This is a genomic window from Ignavibacteria bacterium (genome assembly GCA_016873775.1).
Lineage (GTDB): Bacteria > Bacteroidota > Ignavibacteria > UBA10030 > F1-140-MAGs086 > JAGXRH01.
This window is the reverse complement of record VGWC01000001.1, coordinates 51,356-70,024: the sequence shown is the minus strand read 5'-3', so window position 1 is coordinate 70,024 and position 18,669 is coordinate 51,356. Positions and strand designations below refer to the sequence as shown.

Genomic DNA, 18,669 nt, shown 5'->3' with positions numbered 1-18,669 from the left:
GATGTTCTTTCACCTCATTTTTTTTTCCCTTCATCTTTAAGTAATTTTCCCCGCATTTTTTTAACTTATCAAAAAGGATTTTTTTATGTTATTTATTATTTTAGTGTTGGTAACAATTGTTTCTCTTGGTACTTGGACAAACGCGCGAAGAAAATATTCCCGCGAACATAACGAAGCGTATAAAAACCGTGCATCAGTTTCTGGGCTTGTATCGTTCATTGCAGCAGTCATTGCGTTGAGTCAATGCTACACCGTTGTTCCCGCAGGAAATATTGGCGTCGTAGATTTCTTCGGAAACGTTTCGGAGAACACGTTGAAAGCGGGAATTAGGTTTGTAAATCCACTTGCGCGTGTAATAAAATTTTCCGTGAAAACCCAAGAAGGCAAAGAAGAAATGGAAGTTCCGACAAAAGAAGGACTCACGGTTAAATTAGAAGCAAGCGTATTGTATCATTTAAATCCTGAAACCGCCGCAGAAGTATACAAAACAGTTGGCGAAGATTATATCGGAGTTATCTTACTTCCGCAGTTTCGTTCTGTCGTACGCGGCGTTACAGCAATGTACGAAGCCAAAGCACTGTACACTTCAGCGAGAGAAAGTCTTTCAGCAGTCATACTTCTCGATGTAGCAAAAATAGTTGCTCCCCGTGGAATTATTGTTGAATCAATTCCGCTGCGCCGATTAACACTTCCCGATAAACTTTCCGCATCCATTGAAGAAAAATTGCGAATGGAACAGGAAAGCCAGCGAATGCAATTTGTTCTTCAGAAAGAATCGCAGGAAGCAGAACGAAAACGCATCGAAGCGCAGGGCATTGCAGATTTTCAAAAAATTATTTCCTCAGGTCTCAGCGACCAACTCTTAAAATGGAAAGGCATTGAAGCAACGATGAAAATTGCTGAATCGCCTAATACAAAAGTAGTTATCGTCGGAAGTGGAAAAGACGGTTTGCCGATAATTCTTGGCGATAAATAATTTTTTGCTTCAGGATAACCTTTGAAGGTTGCATTAGTAAAAATCTTTTTACTCGTTGTTTTCTTTTTCCGTCTTTCTGTTGCTAAAGAAAACAACATTATCTTTCCGAAAAATACAATGCGTCCGCGTATTGCCGTTGTATTAAGCGGCGGCGGAGCGCGAAGCATTGCTCAACTCGGCGTATTAAAAGTTTTTGAACGCAATACTATTCCAGTTGATGTTATTGTCGGAAACAGTATGGGAAGCATCATCGGAGGAATGTACGCTTCGGGATATTCGCTTGCAGAAATTGAAAGCATTGCGTTGCATACTGATTGGAATACATTGCTTTCACTTTCCGGCGAAACAGAACGGTTATCACTTTTTATAGGACAAAAAGAAGAAGAAGAACAGGGATTTCTCTTACTGCGGATGGAAGGATTTCAACCGATTCTTCCATCATCAGTTTCAAGCGGACAACGATTGACAACCTTTCTTAATGAATTATGTTTGCAATCGCTGTACTATCCGCAACGAAATTTTGACGAACTGAAAATTCCGTTTCGTTCCGTTTCCACTGATTTGATTTCGGGAAAACGAATGATAATGTCGCACGGTTCTCTTTCCGAAGCGTTACGCGCAAGTATTTCAGTGCCACTGATGTTTTCCGCGTTTAAAAAAGATTCGATGCTCCTGCTCGATGGCGGTTTGGTTTCCAATATTCCCGTTGATGTTGCACGCGAAAACAACATCGAAATCATTGTTGCTGTGAACACGACAAGCAATCTGCGAACGCTCGAACAAATGAAAGCGCCGTGGGAATCGGCAGACCAAATTATGAGCATTATGATGGAAATGCCGAATCGCAAACAACTGGAAAGTGCCGACGTAGTTATTACTCCCGAAATCCGTAATACACTTTCTTCCGACTTTTCACAACTTTCGTATCTTATTTCCGAAGGAGAAAAAGCGGCGGAAAAGAAACTGAACGAAATTACTGCATTGCTAATTTCCAGAAGAAAAAATACAACAACAGCAGCGCATCACTTTTCAACCGCATCAATTCATTTTCGTGGAAATATTCCCGATTCGATTCGTCAGCGCATTGAAGAAGAACAAAACCTGCATTTCAGCGAAGAAATTGTTCAGCAATTTCTTTTTGAAATGCAACAGCAATTCCCAACGGCAAATGTTTATGCTGAAATTCAAAATGATTCACCATATACAAAGATAACGTTTGTTGCAGAAAAAAATCCATTGCTTCGGGAGTTTCGGATTTCCGGCAATTGGCAGATTCCCCATTCGCAGTTGCGTACGCTTGCGCAATCCTATTTCGGAAAAGAAGTATCTGCAAACGATATCCTAATCCTTCGGGAAAAAATACTCAAGTATTATCGCGCAAACGGTTTTTCCATCGCAGAGATAGAATCCGTTACGTTATCAAATGACGGCGCGCTTGCCATTTCGCTCGACGAAGGAACGATAGACTCCATCAGCATCAATGGAAACTTTCATACGCAGGACTATGTCATTCTTCGCGAACTTCCTTTCGAACGCGGCGATATTTTTACTTTAGAAGATGAGCGTGAGTGTGTGAAAAATATTCTCAGCACTGGACTTTTTGAGCAAGTGTATCTCGATGTTGTGAAAGATGAAAAAAAGAAAAACAACGTTACCATTTGTGTGTTGGAAAAAAGCACAGAAATATTACGTTCGGGAATCCGTTTAGATAACGAGCGAAATTTTCAGTTGCTGTTTGATGCGCGTCAAGTAAATTTTCTTTCTGCCGGTCAAGATTTGGGATTTACCTTTGCCGGTGGTTTTCGTAATCGTTTGTTTCGATTGCGATATAACGTGAACAGAATTTTTAATACCTATTTTACGGGAAACATCAAATCGTATTACAAATTGCGCGATGTGTTTCTATTTGAAAAAAATCCGGAAGCGGATAATGATTTGGACCGCGTTGCTATTGGAGAATACCGCGAAATAAAATACGGTGGAACATTTTCCTTTGGCTCGCAAGTTGCGCGTTTCGGAAATGTGAACGTTGAAATGCGCGTGGAAAATCACGAAACAAAAGAAATCGCAACGTCAAAATATTCTGCGGGATTTTTCGGAGAACGATTTATCCTTGCTTCATTGAAAGGAAGTATTCTCGTAGATTCGGAAAATGAGTTTGTCTTTCCGACATCGGGAATTCGTTTTATCGCTTCGTACGAACTTGCGTCGAAATCTTTCGGAAGCGAGCGTTCGTTCACAAAAATATTTTCGTTGTATGAAAGTTATGTAACGATATTTCAAAGGCACACATTGCGCCCGCGCATTACGTTTGGTTTTGCCGATGCAACGCTTCCACTTTCCGAACAGTTTTCCCTTGGCGGTTTCGAATCGTTTTTGGGAAGAAGAGAAGATGACGAGCGCGGGAGACAATTATTTGTCGTGAATATGGAATACCGTTTCAAACTTCCGTTCAAAATTCTTTTCGAAACGTATTTCAAAGCGCGGTACGATGTCGGAATGATTTCGAAAGAAGTGCGCGAAATTGCATTGCAGAATTTTCAACACGGCGCCGGATTGGAACTTGCACTTGATACGCCGATTGGTTCTGCTTCTGTTGCTGTAGGAAAAAGTTTTGTCTTTATCAAATCGTTTCCGAAAACGAAAGTGCTTTTTGCACCAACGCTTGCTTATTTTTCTATGGGACATAAGTTTTAAGAGCGCTTTATCAAGGTGTTCGATAGTACATCGAAAACATATGAGTTGAATAAAGTCCGGAACGTGTACAACGAAAATGTACGAAGCGGCAAAAGCAAATAGTGTATTAGTCTATTATCGTTTTGAATTCGTTTTTTAGGAATAAACGAGCGCTGTTGTAATAGGATATATTTTGCAAACACGAAGAACGACACACTTTCAATGAACATTGAAAGTGAGAGCAATACCTTTCGTTCGTTCGTGATGAAAAATTGTGGTAAGAAAAAAAATAATGTTTGCAGAAGCAATGTGCATTCTCTATGAGAACAACAAAAGAGAAACTAAAACCTGCGCAAGAATGATTTTCGCAATCATCGAAGCGGGATACACGGTTGCGTACCAAAGATTCGGAAGTTCGTTTTGCGCTTGCTGATTTGCATACGCAAGTACGGCAGGTTGTGTTTGAACTCCCGACAGTATTCCCAGCACCGACGACATCGGAAGATGCAAAAATTTGTAACCGATAACAATGGTACAAATGGTAACGAGCGAAGTAATGATTGCGCCGGCAATAATGATTTCTATTCCTCCTCGTAAAAAAATTTCTGCAAATCCTTTTCCTGCTTTTGTTCCAATTCCGGAAAGGAAAAAAACTAATCCAAGTTGTCGCAGTACTAAATTTGCGTTCAATGGCATACTCCACGTAATTGGTCCCGTGCGCTCAAGTTTTCCCAAGAGCAACGCAACAATTAATGGACCTCCTGCAAATCCAAGTTTGAACGTCATCCCATTCGGAAGTGGAAACGGAACCATTCCAAGAAAAACCCCTAATACTATTCCTAACGAAACAGAGAGAAAATCTGTTTCCGAAATTGCTTTGACGGAATCACCGAAAAACTTTGTAACGCGTTCCATATTTTCTTTTTTTGTTACAACGCGGATTCTGTCTCCCAATTCAAGCGTTGTTTCCAATGATGGAACAAACTCCACGTCGCCGCGCAATAATCGCGTTATGGTTGCGCCGAGCAATTGTTGAAGATTGAGTTCGCGAATGGTTTTTCCGACAACGGATTTATTGGAAACAAAAATTCTTCGGTAACTGAATTCGCTTGGCTGTTCTCCGATATTCAAGTTTATCTCCGCAACGTCGCCAAATAAAATATACGCTTTTTCCAACGACGATTCCGTTCCGACAATAATGAGATAATCATTGAATTCTAATGTTGTTTCCGACGTAACGAGAAAAAACATTTCTCCTCTTCTTATTCTGCTGATGGTAAAACCAGCATGTTCAACGAATTTTAAAACCATCTCTATCGTCTTTCCGACAATAGCGGGATTGGTAACTTTAAACGTTTTACTGAGAATCGTTTCTGCCGCAGTTTCTTTTGTTTCTTTTTCAAAATCCGTTTTAAAATATTTGTTGAAAATAAAACACCAGAGAATTACGCCCAACACGCCGAAAGGATATACAAGACCGTAAATAACAACGGGACTATTGTTCATTATTTCCGCAGTTGTTGATGAAGAATTCGCAGTGATTTGTTTGATTGTTTCAACGGTAGCGGCAAGAGCGGGAGTGTTGGTGAGCGCGCCGCAAAATAATCCGACAATTTCCGACGACGATAACTGAAATAACGTTCCAACGACGAACGTTATCAATGCGCCTGCGGAAATAATGAACAGCGAAACTGCATTGATTCGAAAGCCGCGTTTTTGAAATGAAGCAAAAAATCCCGGACCCGATTGCAATCCTATTGCATACACGAACATCACCAATCCGATGATGTAGATGGATTCGGGAAGATGCAAACGATTATCCATTGCGCTGAATGCAATTCCAACAAACAACACTGCTGCAACACCAAGTGAGAATCCACCTATTTTTATATTTCCCAAAAGAAATCCGAATCCGATTACGGTGAATAATAGTAGTAGCGGATTTTCTGCGAGTAAATTAAAAAATGGTTGCATACAACCTGTGAAAGAAAAATTATTTCAGTAACAATAATTTTTTTGTTTCTGTGAAATGTAATTCTGCGTTATCGGGATGCGTAACATCCAAACGATAAAAGTATATTCCACTTGTTACAGTTCTTGCATCAAATTCGATTTCGTGTTTTCCTTCATTCATTATTCTCCTGTTAATCAATGTTGCAACTTCCTTTCCAAGAATATCATATACTTTCAACGAGGTAAGTGCAGCAGTGGATAATGTAAAGTGTATAGCAGTCGTCGGATTAAACGGATTCGGAAAATTTTGTAAAAGCAAAAACGAAGAACTGAAATTTTCGTTTTCAGAAATATCATTGGTAATTTTTTGTAACGGAATCTGCAATACTGTGCTCATTGTATCAACCACGACGATATTGTTCATTGTATCAGGAATATAGTTCGGAGCAGAAACAAGAATCGAATAATTTCCCGGCGCAATCAAACGATGAAAATCCCCAACGAGCGAATCGGAATACACTGCAATTGTAGGAAAATTTTGAACGACAATTTTTGCTCTTACTGGCGTTCCGTTTTGCGCATCATAAATTGTTCCGTGAATTCCTTTCAATGCTTCTTCCATATATGCAAGAAGAGATTCTTGATTATTCACCCAACGTTGAGGAAGAACAGAACCCTGCGGATTTTTTGCGTTCCACAATTCAATAGTAGTTTCTCTTCCGCCTTTCCACCAATACATCCAATCTTGTCTTCCTCCGTTAATGGCGTACCAATCGCAACCGTTGGTAATTCCGTTTGCAAATCCGCCGTTCATCAAATCCGGATTCGGCAACGAATATTTTTTTGAAAGTTCAATAAACCACGCATCCTCGGGACACGCAGAATATGTTCCGCTGCTTGCCCCGTTGTCCCATGGATAATTGACAACTTGCGCGCCGCCGTGAAAATTTGCTGAAAGAATAAAATTATGCTGCGATGTAAATTGCATCATCGCTCGTGTTTCTATTTCTCTTCCATTCGTTGTGCTGGTTGTATCGAAGATTCTATCGGGAAAATTTCTGTTCAAATCTTTTCCGTTTGCATTGAATCGCCGCGCGTTGTTCACCGTTGTATCGCCTCCCAAACGATATGTTCCGTCGGGATTCGATAACGGATTGATCCAGATTTCTAAGTTGTTCACAAGATTGGTCATTCGAAAATTTTGCGACGAATCATTTTCGTACTGCCGCAGTATTGTATCAATCAATCGCAAAAGTATTACAAAGCCAACAGTTTCATCGCCATGCATTGTTGATGTGTAAAAAAATTCCGGCTCACTTTCATTTTGATGAACGGAATCAGAAATTTTTACTGCAAGAATTTGTCTTCCCTGGACAGAATAACCAATAGTATCAAGCGAACAAATATTCGGAAAACTATCAGCGAATTGCCGCATCATTGCAAGATATGCGGCGTACGTCGGATACTTGTCCCACGATGTTGTTGAAAGTGGAACGTTAGACATTTCGTGAAGAAATGCACTTCCGGGATGAACAAGTTTTTTTGTTGCATAATTTTTTTGTAAAAAAACTTTCCACTGCGTTGAATTTGCGTATGCAAAAACCGTATCACATTTCACGTTATCTATCGAAATCAGTTGCGTGAGTTGCGTTAACTCTGATGCGTTCTTGATTCGAAACGAAAAATAAATTTCATCTTCATGCGAACGTACAGAGTGCAATTCGAGAATACAAAACGTACATAGTAAAAATATTTTTCTCATTTGAGCAACAAAAGTTTTTTCATAAGAGATTGTTTTCCATCGTTGGTTTTCAGTTGATAAAAATATATTCCACTGGGGAATTCAGTCGCATCCCAAGTAACTGAATATGTGCCCGCAGCAACATTCTTATTGACAAGCGTTGCTACTACCTTTCCCGAAACATCATAAATTTTCAGCGTTACAAATCCAAAGTCAGCAATCTGAAATCTGAAATCTGTTTTCGGGTTAAACGGATTGGGATAATTTTGTGAAAGAGAACATCCAAGTTGTTCTTCTGTTGTTGCAGAAACATTGACAATGGTTGCAGAAACAGTATCGGAATGGACGCTTTCGTTTTCTGAAGAATCGAGCGCGGTTGCAAAATAGTAATACGTTCCTGAAATAAATGAACTATCACTCCAAAGTGTATCGAAAATCGGAAACGAATTTAAAATTGTGAACGGAGAAAATGGATTTTGCGCACGATACAAATTATATCCACGTAAATCCATTTCGGAATTTTTATTCCACTTCAACAATATATTTCCAACAGAAACTTCCGTAGAAATTCCAGAAGGAGCACGCGGAATAACTAATGGCGTTGCATTTTTTTCTACAATAATACTTTCGCTTCCTGTTAAATCAACAATCGAAACGCCGATAAAATATTGCGTTCCCGAAATTAAATTTTGTATTGTGAATGATGTATTCGTCGTGGAAAAACTTGTGTCGTACGCTCCCGAAGTTGTACCGACAGAAATTTTGTATTGTGAAAAATCAAGCACTGTGCTTGCATTCCATTGGACAAAAAGAGATGTCCCGTTTCCTCGGTCGCGAACTTCTACTTTATTTAAATAAGGAGGAAGTTGGTCAAGTGTAAGCAACATCGCAAGTCCAGCGCGAATAATTTCATTGGTGTACGGAATATCGAGATACTGAATCAAATCGTTTGGAGAATGATAATACGGACTGAAATCGCGCTCGATGCAAAAAACAGCACGGTAATTTTGCTGATAAAACGACCAACTGTCGCTTCCGCTGCGATACGACGTAGTTAAGAGAGGATTTAATGTTGTATATGTTTCCGCAATTACTGCGTGTAAATTGGAAAATGCTTCGCTTCCGGGATACCATACTATATAAAAATCTCTGTCGCTTTGCGATTGATTTCTGTTGCCAATCATATCGTAATTCATCATAACTTTTATATTTCGGTTTTGCTGGTGCGCCTTTTGCGCATACACCCCGCTTCCGATAAGTCCTGCTTCTTCTGCTGCAAATCCGATAAACCGCAATGTGTGTCGTGGTTGGTAATTGATAAGTTGTAAAACGCGAGCCATTTCTATTGCTGCTGCAGTTCCCGAAGCATTATCATCTGCTCCCGGCGCCTGATTCGTATTGGAACTGTACGAATCGAGATGACCGCCAACAATAATTTCCGCCGATGGTTCAAGTGTTCCGTGAATGGTTGCGACTACGTTTTTTTGCGAAGTGCTGTTGTAAGAAAAACTATCAAGCACCACATCTGCAATTCCGGAATTTTGAAATTGTTTTTTTATCCATCGCACTACGGTATCGTGTGTTGGCTTGGAATAATACCGTGTTCCGAAATTTTGCAACGATTGAATGTAGTTGCGAATAGTCGAGTCGGAAACATTTGCAATGATTTGAGTAATGGTATCGTCTTGTTCGAAAGAAAACGATGGAAGATGTGTTTTTGAAAAATCAAAAAGAATTTCTTTTTTCTGAATTTCAACAACGGTAAAACCCTGTTGTCGCAATTGTTCGAATTGTAATGCGTTTCCTGCAACCAAGGAAATATTATTTTCTGAATATAATACTTCTGCAAATCTTGACACGGTATTTTTTTCTGCAATACGAGAAAATTGTTCCACGATTGCATACGATGTTTTCCACGGATGTTCATCAATACGAGTGAACGGAATTCGCGAATGATGCATTTGAACGAGCGTTCGATTACTTGCTCCGAGGAAATACGAATGTGCAAGTTTCTGATAAAGATGGAATTGCGAAATGGGTATTTCTTTCAGCACCGAAGAAAAACTATTGTGCGAAAGGATAATCAGCGCTTCGTTTTCGTCCGATGAAACCAATGTTTTTTTCGATTGTGCAACGATGATTTCCGTTAGAAAAATAATTACCGCAAAAAATAAAATATGATGTAAAATTTTATACAGCATAAAAAGAACCTCCGAAAATTTGTTCAGTAAAATTATTTGTGAAGAAACATTTTTTTGTATGTAGAAAACTCTTTCGATTGTAACCGACAAAGATAAATCCCGCTCGAAACATTCGTTGCGTTCCACGTAATATTATACGTTCCCGCTTGAATGTGTGCGTTCACGAGAGAAGCAACTTCTCTTCCCAAGATGTCAAAAATTTTTAGTGACACAAATCCATCATTGTTCAGCGCAAACGGGATTGTTGTTTGCGGATTAAACGGATTAGGAAAATTTTGCGAGAGGATAAAATCGGAAGGAAGTTGTGATTCATCATTCACGCCAACATTTGTTGTATCAGTGATTATCGCAGTCCACACGCTTAAGTTTGAATTATCCATTCGTGTCCATAGCGGATATATTTTTCTGTTGTGAGCGGCGATGCAAATGTAATCTCCGAAAAACACGGATGAATTCGGAACAAACGACGATTGACTGACTTTGAAGTTCACAAATGTTTCACCGCCGTCGCTCGATTGTGCAACATACACATCTGTTGCATTTCCCGTCGTATTTCTTCTGTCGTAAAAAACAAAATATACATTTCCGGTTGTTTGGTCAATCGTCATCCATACAAAAAATTGCTGCGACGCAGTTATATCATCGTTCACTTTTTTTATTGCCCCCCACGTATTTCCGCCGTTCGTAGATTTTATTACAAAAATATCAGTATTGTTTGCACCGTTGCGTTGGTCGCTCCAAGCAACATAAATATTTCCGCGATACGGTGAATTGCTAACATCGCAGGCAGTAATTGGTAATCCGTTTGCGCGATAAATTCCCGGAACATCGAAATCCCACCCTCCCGGTTGTGTTGCAACAAAAACATCTGTTCCCCACGTATTTCCGCCGTCGGCAGATTTGTCGAACATTATTCCAAGCGGTCCTGACCACGAAGTATAAATTTCGCCGTTGGGACCAACTGCAGGAACTGCGCCTTCAACAGTATTATCGCTATCAATACAATCGCCGCTTTTGTCGCAGATTTTTTTCGGCGTTGTCCACGTTGTTCCGGAATCCAACGAGCGTGCAAATAAAATTCGTGAACTATCGAGGGGATTGGAACTTCCGTAATCATCAAATTCTGTCCACGTCATATACAATGAATTTCTGAACGGAGAATTTGTATTATCAACAGCAAGCCATTCTTTGTCCTGTTGTTTCGGAGGATTGTAACCAATGTCAACGGAATCGTGCCAACGTATTCCGCCGTTTGTTGAACGATGAATGATGAGACGTTCAATAAAATACCCGCCTGAAGGATTGGAAAGATGCGCATAATATGCTCTTCCGTTGACGTCAAATAGAACACACGGATCTCCCCACGTTCCTTGCGGCAATTGTCCTTGTGTCCACGATTGTCCCGCATTTGTTGAATAATATGTGAATCGGATATTGGCGCCGGCAATGAGATTATCAGGATTTGTGGGATTGATAGCAATGGATACTTCTTCGGGTGATGTGCTTGATGGACTGCTTACGCGAACATTTTGAATTTGGGAAATGAGTAAATGCGGAAAGACGAGAAGAGAAAATGAAATTCCGAAAACGAGAAAAAGTTTAGGCATAAAAAAAACCTCCGAATTCTTTTTTTAAAAATTGCCTTGCGATTTGTAAAAAATCTGTGGTAAATATAACAAAGAAAATTCGTGTGTGAACAATTTTACCGAAGCAATACCATTTTCTTTATTTCTGAACGGTTCCCCGATTGCAAACGATAAACATATATTCCGCTTGCAAGATTCGTTGCATCAAATTCGATTTCGTGTTTTCCTTCATTCATTATTCTCCTGTTAATCAATGTTGCAACTTCCTTTCCAAGAATATCATATACTTTCAACGAGGTAAGTGCAGCAGTGGATAATGTAAAGTGTATAGCAGTCGTCGGATTAAACGGATTCGGAAAATTTTGAGTAAGAACAAATGATGTTGTTTCATAATTGCTGGAAGGAACTTCATTGGTAAATTTTTTATTTCTGTACAATTGTACTCCTCCGTGAAAATTTCCGAGGAATAAATCCCAATCATTATCGTTGTCAATATCAATAAGCGTAGGGTCAACTTCCGATGCTTTATCTGTATTTGCGAACTGATTCGTGTTCAAAAAGAATTGCGGATTCATAGGAGAGCCAATGTTCTCAAAATACGCAACGCTCCCAATGCTGTTGCCTATGAATAAATCATAATCTTCATCGCCATCGAAATCGCAGAAGAACGGTTTTGCAAATTGTTGAACGGAAATATTTTGATACGAAACACTTTCCAATACGGGAAGAAAAATTGTTGCATTTCCACTATTGCGATAAAAAGCAAGCGTTCCGTTTGGTTTTCCCACAAATAGATCAACATCGTTATCAGCGTCAATATCAACAAATGCGGGAGAAAGACTCTGCGAAACACGAATGGTATCGCTTGCTGGAGACGGAGTAAGCGTTAGAGAAGGAGTCGTTGGCGTTCCGTAATTTTTGTAGAAAGAAAATTTTCCGGAAAAATTTCCGACAAACATATCATAATCGTTGTCGTCATCAATATCAACGAATGTTGGGTCGTAATCGTAATTTCCTGTTACGTTTGCGAAATGCGAATCGGCGAGAAGAAAATTCGGTTGAGTCTGTGTTCCCGTATTTAGGAAAAAGAAAACTCCTCTGTCAACGCTTCCGATAAAAAAATCTTCGTCGTTGTCTCCGTCAATATCGCAAAATGCAGGATGCGAATTTTTTCCAATGTCAATCATCGTGAGAAAATTATCCGTGATGCGTTGGTATTGAAAGGAAGAAGCGGTACCGATGTTTTGATAAAAAGTAAAACTGTTCTGCGAAGTTCCCGGATGAAGTCCGCCAACAAATAAATCCAAATCTGCATCCGAATCAATATCTACAAGCATCGGCATATTGAAACCAAAGGAAGTGATGGGGTCGTTCTCTGGGAAAAATCCCGTTATCTGCATCATCGAATCGGCAACGTTATGAAAATAATACATCCCAAAGGAAAACAAATCGCCGTAGAGCAAGTCGGGAAAACCGTTGTTGTCCAAATCGCCGAAACGTAATGCAGCAGCGCCGTGTTTTTGCGTTTCGTTTTTTCCACCGATGATTTGAATACCTTGCCAGAAATCAGTGATGAACTGAAACATTGGAGATGAAATTGTTCCGACGTTTCTGTAAAAATTCAATGTTCCGCTTGCGCTGTTCACGGAAAAAAAATCCAAATCGTTGTCGTGGTCAATATCGGCAAATGCAGGAATACTGTTTAAACCACCAAAAACAATATTCCCTTCGATATCGTGAAGCGAAGAATCAGCGATGATGAAGTGCGGATTTGTTGCGCTTCCGTTGTTCACATAATAACGTACGCCGTTTTGAAAATCGTCGCAGCAGAAATCGTTCAATCCATCGCCGTTTAAATCGAGGAAAAGAAACCACATAGAAAACGGAGGAAGCGAAAATTCTCCAGTTGCTAATTGAAATTGCGGAAAAGAAGAAGTTCCTGTATTGCGATAAAAATCGAGAGTTAAATCGGAATCAAAAATAAACATATCGAAATCGTTGTCGCCGTCCACATCGAAAAATTGATGATTCGGCGCATTGATTCCTCCCGTAAATGGAAGCGCGAGCGCATTTCCGCTGATTGTGCAAGTGATAGAATGTGCTTCTCGCTGAAACGGCTGTGCATTCGTACTCAACGGAGAAAAAAATATTACGCAGTACACTAGAAAAACTGTTTTCATTCCGTTGTTCGTTTATCAGTCGTTATGTTTTGTCGTTGGTTGTGATGGGCGCATTTTTTTCTTGGGAGTTCTCAACGAAGATTTATTTGCGCTATCAACAGCGGATGGATTCTCTCGTAATTTTTTCTGTATCTGTTCTATTTTTTTTCGTGCTTGTTTTTCTTGTTCTTTTGTACGATAATGTTCCTGAAATATTTGAATGAGTGGCGAAACTCCGTGCAATGTCGAATCCAGTTCCAATTCGGCGATGCGTTGAAGAATATCGGTCTCTTTGGGCATTTCGATAACAACATAACCATCGTCAGCATCGTATTGTTTCAGTGTGCCGCCGTATTTTTTTTCAATCGTGAGCGCCGAATCAAGGGGAATTTTTTTCTTCAGAAAAAAAGAAATGATTTGTTCAAAGTACCGTATTTCATTTCCATGCCACGTTCCCGTGAGTATATTTTTCCCTCGCGTAAGCGATTCCTGAGAAAATGAATGAACGGAAAAATGTAGGAGAAATAAGAGGAGGAGAATGTTCTTCATCATATAGGTTTGTGTTCGTGAGTGTTGTTTTTCTTTAAGAATAAACTTTCATTATTTTTCCCTGAAAACATACGAAGAAGTACATAGAGAAACAACATTTTTATGGTGAAAATAACTTATGACCGTTCTCTCATTCTTCCGTATTTTGTTGCATTTATTACTTGAATCTCATTTTATTGAAATGAACGTACTTAAAAACTTTCTTCTCTTTTGCTCCACGAATGTGTGGCTCAAAAATACGTTACCGAAATATCGTTTTGTGCAAAATGCGGTAAAGCGATTTATGCCGGGAGAAGAAGTTGAATACGCATTGATGGAAGCAAAAAAATATTCTCTGAATAACATTACAACTGTATTGACGTGTTTGGGAGAAAATATTTCTGAACTGAACGAAGGAAAAAATGTTCGCAACCATTATCTTGACGTGTTGGAAAAAATTTCAGTACAAAAACTTCCTACAGAAATTTCTGTGAAACTTACACAACTGGGTTTCGATATTGATGAAGAAGCAACGTTGAATAATGTTCGTGCTTTGTGTTCACGAGCGAACGAGTTCAACAACTTTTTATGGCTCGATATTGAAAGTTCTCCATACGTACCTCGCACAATTGATTTTTACAAAACGATTCGCGGCGAATTTGAAAATGTCGGATTGTGTTTGCAGGCGTATCTCTATCGCACACAAGAAGATTTGGAAAAACTTCTTTCCATTTCTCCTTCGATTCGGTTAGTTAAAGGAGCATACAAAGAATCTTCCGAAGTTGCATTTCATAAAAAGAGTGATGTTGACAAAAATTTTATGCTCCTTTCGGAAATGTTGCTGAAAGCGATTCCGAATAATATTCGCCGCATTGGTTTTGGAACGCACGATGAAACGATGCACAAACAAATAAAAAAGTTCGCGGAGAAAAATAATATTCCGAACGATGTGTATGAATTTCAAATGCTGTACGGAATAAAAAATACCGTGCAAACGAAATTAGCGAGCGAAGGATACAAGGTTCGCGCGTTGATTAGTTACGGTTCGTATTGGTTTCCGTGGTATATGCGACGTCTTGCAGAACGTCCGGCGAATGTGTGGTTTGTAATGAAAAGTATGTTTTCTTAAATCTGAAGAATAATTTTTTCCGAAAGTAAATTACAAATAACAAAAACCAAATTTCAAATAAATTCCAAAATCAAAATTCAAAATATTACAAGTAACAGAATTCGTAATTTGAGATTTATTTGTTATTGGAAATTTGGAATTTGAATTTTTCTAAATTAGTACAAGAGAAGTTATGTTACGTGGAATTATTCCTCCCATTGCAACTCCGTTTATTAATCAAGAGATTGCTGTTGATAAATTGAAAAGCAATATTCACAAGTTGTTACAAACAGAACTTGCAGGAATACTTGTTCTTGGTTCCAATGGCGAAGCGGTGATGTTGAATGAAAAAGAAAAACTGCAACTCGTTGAAGCGGCGAAAGAAATTGTTCCGACAAACAAAATTTTTCTTGTCGGTGCAGGAAGTGAATCAACAAAAGAAACGATTTTATTTATCCATAAGGTCGCAGAAATGAATGTTGAATACGTGCTCGTGATTACGCCATCGTTCTACAAATCGTCATTGACATCGGAAGTTTTTTACAAACATTATTTCGAAATCGCAGAACATTCAAACATAAAAATTTTACTGTATAATGTTCCAGCAAATACCGGCGTGAATATTTCTGTTGATGCAGTTGCGAAACTTGCGGAACATCCGAACATTATCGGAATGAAAGATAGTTCGGGAAATATGTTGCAGTTTGCTGAGATTATTTCTTCCGTGCCAAAAAGTTTTTCTTTGTTTGTCGGAAATGCGCCGACGTTCTTTACAGCGTTATCACTTGGCGCTTGCGGCGGAGTTCTTGCCGTTGCAAATATAATTCCGAATGAATGTATTCACATTAAACAATTATTCGACGGAGGAAAGATGGAAGAAGCGAGACAATTGCAATGGAAAATTATTCCGCTCGCAAAAGCAGTTACATCAAAATATGGCGTTGCTGGATTGAAATTTGCAATGGATTGTATCGGATATTTTGGAGGAGCGCCGCGTTCGCCATTGATGCCGCTGAAAGAAAATGAACAAGATGAAGTGAAACAATTTTTGAGAGAATTTTCTCGAGTATGAATAACGCATAATCGCGAATTTGCAATCATAGTTTTTAATATGATACGCTTTTCATCGTTGCCGCGACAAAAACAGATGTTAGGATTGATACGGATGTGTTCGTGAAAGTTTTCCCTACTGTTATATATTACGTTCAAATTTTTTGCGAAGAAGTGCATACAACACTCTAACATATTTTTTGTAACCCAATCAAACTACAAATTATTTTATGCCAAAAACAAAACAACAACTGAAAGGACGGGATTTTCTTTCCGTTCTTGATTTCTCGACTGAAGAAATTTTCAAAATATTTTCGCTTACAAAAGCGATGAAGAAAAATCCTAAAGCGTATCGAAAAAAACTGGATGGAAAAATCTTGATGCTCATTTTTGAAAAGCCATCGCTCCGAACGCACGTTACGTTCGATGTCGGAATAAAACAACTCGGCGGTGATTCGCTTTTTTATGCTTCATCGGAAAAAAACAGAATCGGCGTGCGTGAGTCATTTTACGATGTTGCAAAAAATCTTGAACGAATGGTGAACGGAATAATGATTCGTACGTTTGCGCATACTGTTTGCACGCAACTTGCAGAACACGCAAATATTCCCGTCATCAACGGCTTAACCGATGTAGAACATCCGTGTCAAGCAATGGCGGATTATTTTACGGTTTCAGAATTCAAGAAAGATGTATCGAAAACGAAACTCGCATTTGTCGGAGATGGAAATAATGTTGCACATTCCTTGATGCTGCTTGCGGCGAGAATTGGTTGCACATTTGCCGTTGCTACTCCGAAAGGATATGAACCCAATGAAGAAATTGTTTCACAAGCAAAAGAAGTTGCCATGAAAACAGGCGCGAAAATTCTTATTACGAATGATGTCATAGAAGCAGTAAAAAATGCTGACGCAATTTACACCGATGTTTGGGCGAGTATGGGGCAAGAAAGTGAATCAGAGCAGCGCAAGAAAATTTTCCTCCCGTATCAAGTGAATGCGAAATTGGTGAAGAATGCAAAAAGCGATTATCTTTTTATGCACTGTCTTCCCGCTCATCGCAATGATGAAGTAACGGATGAAGTTATTGATTCAAAAAATTCTGTCGTGTTTCAAGAAGCAGAAAATCGTTTGCATGTGCAAAAAACGATTATGTATAAATTACTTCGTGATTAGTTGTTAGCATTCGGCATTCAGTAATCAGTTATAATTTTACTTTAGTGTTATCTTCATTTTAATAATTACAATGAAAGATTTTCGAGATTTGAAATTCCTAAACGAAGAAACATACTTACACCTATGTACTGTTGTCGTTGAAATTAAAAAGATGCTTTCGTCATTGATAAACAAAATTAAATCATATAATTAGAAGTAGGAACCAGCAATAAGCATTTAGCAATCACCAACAGTTGTTCGTAGTTTGCTGACCGCTGAATGCTAACCGCGAAATGCTAAACGTTATGAACAAACTTGCCCTTGTCGCAATTGGCGGCAATTCACTTATTCGCAACGGACAAAAAGGAACAATTGAAGAACAACGCGCAAACGTAGAACAAACTTGCGAATATCTTGCGGAATTGTTGAAACTCGGTTTTCGGTTGGTGATTACGCACGGAAACGGTCCGCAAGTGGGAAATCAATTGCTGCGTGTGGAAGCGGGAGAAAAACTTTCCAATGTTTCGCCGGAACCGCTTGATGTATGTGGTGCAGATACACAAGGAATGTTGGGATATTTATTGCAACAATCAATGAACAATGTTCTTGCGAAAAAAAAACTTCATTTCAATGTTTGCACGCTCGTTACGCAATGTGTTGTTGATGAAAATGACCCTGGTTTTTGGTTTCCTTCAAAACCGATTGGTCCGTTTTACAAAGAGGAAAAAGAAGTTGAAGAGAAAAGGAAATTGGGCTGGGTGATGAAAGAGGATGCAGGACGTGGTTATCGTAGAGTAGTTGCATCGCCAAAACCGATTGAAATCGTTGAAGAAGAAATTATTCATTCACTTGTGGAAAAAAATTGCATTGTGATTTCTGTTGGCGGAGGTGGAATTCCTGTCATCAGAAAGAACGGAAGCATTGTCGGGGTGGAAGCAGTGATTGATAAAGACAGAGCATCGGCATTTCTTGCGAGAAAATTGAAAGCGGATTATTTTATCATTTCCACCGATGCGGAAAAAGTTTGTTTGAATTACAAAGAGCCAAATCAAATTATGCTTGACAATCTCACTCTTGCAGAAGCAAAACAATACTTGAACGATGGACAATTTCCGCCGGGGAATATGGGACCGAAAATTGAAGCAGTGATTGATTTTCTTTCCAACGGAGGAATAGAAGCAATCATAACTTCTCCCGATAAATTATTGCGCGCAGTGAAAGGTGAGGGAGGAACGCACGTTGTGAATAATGAGAAATAAAAAAACGATTTGGGGCAAGCGTGTACGAGAATCATCTCATAGACTTGGGGTCATCATTCTCGAAGAAGTTGTGATTCTTTTCGGCACTGAAAATGCTGAGTAGAAGTGTAATACGATTGTTCTCTCTCCTGTAGACGTGATTGGAGCACCGCAGGCAATAGAGAACGTACTCAAATAAAGAAACATAGCGCCGTCACAAACAATCCCCAACGAAAAGGAAAAAGCACTTGTTGCTTCTTCCTTTTTTCGTAGAAAATTTTTCATTCGCGGATGTACGC

General features: G+C 39.2%; 12 protein-coding genes. 6 read left to right on the top strand and 6 right to left on the bottom strand.

What is annotated here, in order from left to right:
* Positions 1–85 precede the first annotated feature (85 nt).
* Together FJ218_00255 and FJ218_00250 are read left to right on the top strand one after the other, a co-directional pair.
* On the top strand, positions 86–976 hold the full coding sequence (locus tag FJ218_00255; protein ID MBM4165355.1) for a prohibitin family protein: 891 nt from the start codon (positions 86–88) through the stop codon (positions 974–976).
* Positions 977–997: 21 nt separating this feature from the next.
* A complete protein-coding gene (locus FJ218_00250) occupies positions 998–3,673 on the top strand; it encodes a hypothetical protein (GenBank protein ID MBM4165354.1) in 2,676 nt (891 codons plus the stop codon).
* 297 nt (positions 3,674–3,970) lie between these two features.
* Here FJ218_00250 and FJ218_00245 read toward each other — a convergent pair whose 3' ends face one another.
* From FJ218_00245 to FJ218_00220, 6 genes are all read right to left on the bottom strand, one after another.
* Positions 3,971–5,626: a transporter gene (locus FJ218_00245; protein MBM4165353.1), complete on the bottom strand. Its 1,656-nt coding sequence runs from the start codon at positions 5,624–5,626 to the stop codon at positions 3,971–3,973.
* 19 nt (positions 5,627–5,645) lie between these two features.
* Positions 5,646–7,367: a T9SS type A sorting domain-containing protein gene (locus FJ218_00240; protein ID MBM4165352.1), complete on the bottom strand. Its 1,722-nt coding sequence runs from the start codon at positions 7,365–7,367 to the stop codon at positions 5,646–5,648.
* Positions 7,364–9,547 (bottom strand): M20/M25/M40 family metallo-hydrolase, encoded by a 2,184-nt coding sequence (locus tag FJ218_00235; protein MBM4165351.1) that lies wholly within the window; start codon positions 9,545–9,547, stop codon positions 7,364–7,366. The genes FJ218_00240 and FJ218_00235 overlap by 4 nt, the downstream gene beginning before the upstream one ends.
* Before the next feature lie 32 nt (positions 9,548–9,579).
* Positions 9,580–11,154: a T9SS type A sorting domain-containing protein gene (locus FJ218_00230; protein ID MBM4165350.1), complete on the bottom strand. Its 1,575-nt coding sequence runs from the start codon at positions 11,152–11,154 to the stop codon at positions 9,580–9,582.
* A gap of 95 nt (positions 11,155–11,249) precedes the next feature.
* The gene (locus FJ218_00225) at positions 11,250–13,313 is read right to left on the bottom strand and encodes a T9SS type A sorting domain-containing protein (protein MBM4165349.1); all 2,064 of its coding nucleotides are present in this window, start codon (positions 13,311–13,313) and stop codon (positions 11,250–11,252) included.
* A 15-nt stretch (positions 13,314–13,328) separates the two neighbouring features.
* Positions 13,329–13,844, bottom strand: coding sequence for a hypothetical protein (locus FJ218_00220; protein MBM4165348.1), 516 nt, complete (start codon positions 13,842–13,844; stop codon positions 13,329–13,331).
* 115 nt (positions 13,845–13,959) lie between these two features.
* On the opposite strand from FJ218_00220, the gene FJ218_00215 reads away from it, so the two are divergent.
* The 4 genes from FJ218_00215 to arcC all read left to right on the top strand — a co-directional run bounded on the left by FJ218_00215 (position 13,960) and on the right by arcC (position 18,391).
* Positions 13,960–14,949 carry a proline dehydrogenase gene (locus FJ218_00215; GenBank protein ID MBM4165347.1) on the top strand — a complete coding sequence of 330 codons (990 nt, stop codon included), beginning with the start codon at positions 13,960–13,962 and terminating at the stop codon, positions 14,947–14,949.
* Between the two features lie 172 nt (positions 14,950–15,121).
* Complete coding sequence (locus tag FJ218_00210; GenBank protein ID MBM4165346.1) at positions 15,122–16,000, top strand: dihydrodipicolinate synthase family protein; 879 nt, start codon at positions 15,122–15,124, stop codon at positions 15,998–16,000.
* Between the two features lie 208 nt (positions 16,001–16,208).
* Entirely contained in the window at positions 16,209–17,153 is a 945-nt protein-coding gene (gene argF, locus FJ218_00205) for an ornithine carbamoyltransferase (protein ID MBM4165345.1), read from the top strand.
* Positions 17,154–17,437: 284 nt separating this feature from the next.
* Positions 17,438–18,391: a carbamate kinase gene (gene arcC, locus FJ218_00200; GenBank protein ID MBM4165344.1), complete on the top strand. Its 954-nt coding sequence runs from the start codon at positions 17,438–17,440 to the stop codon at positions 18,389–18,391.
* The last annotated feature ends 278 nt before the right edge of the window (positions 18,392–18,669 follow it).

Bases quoted from the DNA above. Each gene is read 5' to 3' on its own strand.
- FJ218_00255 (MBM4165355.1), top strand. From the start codon at position 86: ATGTTATTTATTATTTTAGTGTTGGTAACAATTGTTTCTCTTGGTACT.
- FJ218_00245 (MBM4165353.1), bottom strand. From the start codon at position 5,626: ATGCAACCATTTTTTAATTTACTCGCAGAAAATCCGCTACTACTATTA.
- FJ218_00240 (MBM4165352.1), bottom strand. From the start codon at position 7,367: ATGAGAAAAATATTTTTACTATGTACGTTTTGTATTCTCGAATTGCAC.
- FJ218_00235 (MBM4165351.1), bottom strand. From the start codon at position 9,547: ATGCTGTATAAAATTTTACATCATATTTTATTTTTTGCGGTAATTATT.
- FJ218_00230 (MBM4165350.1), bottom strand. From the start codon at position 11,154: ATGCCTAAACTTTTTCTCGTTTTCGGAATTTCATTTTCTCTTCTCGTC.
- FJ218_00225 (MBM4165349.1), bottom strand. From the start codon at position 13,313: ATGAAAACAGTTTTTCTAGTGTACTGCGTAATATTTTTTTCTCCGTTG.
- FJ218_00220 (MBM4165348.1), bottom strand. From the start codon at position 13,844: ATGATGAAGAACATTCTCCTCCTCTTATTTCTCCTACATTTTTCCGTT.
- FJ218_00215 (MBM4165347.1), top strand. From the start codon at position 13,960: ATGACCGTTCTCTCATTCTTCCGTATTTTGTTGCATTTATTACTTGAA.
- FJ218_00210 (MBM4165346.1), top strand. From the start codon at position 15,122: ATGTTACGTGGAATTATTCCTCCCATTGCAACTCCGTTTATTAATCAA.
- argF (MBM4165345.1), top strand. From the start codon at position 16,209: ATGCCAAAAACAAAACAACAACTGAAAGGACGGGATTTTCTTTCCGTT.
- arcC (MBM4165344.1), top strand. From the start codon at position 17,438: ATGAACAAACTTGCCCTTGTCGCAATTGGCGGCAATTCACTTATTCGC.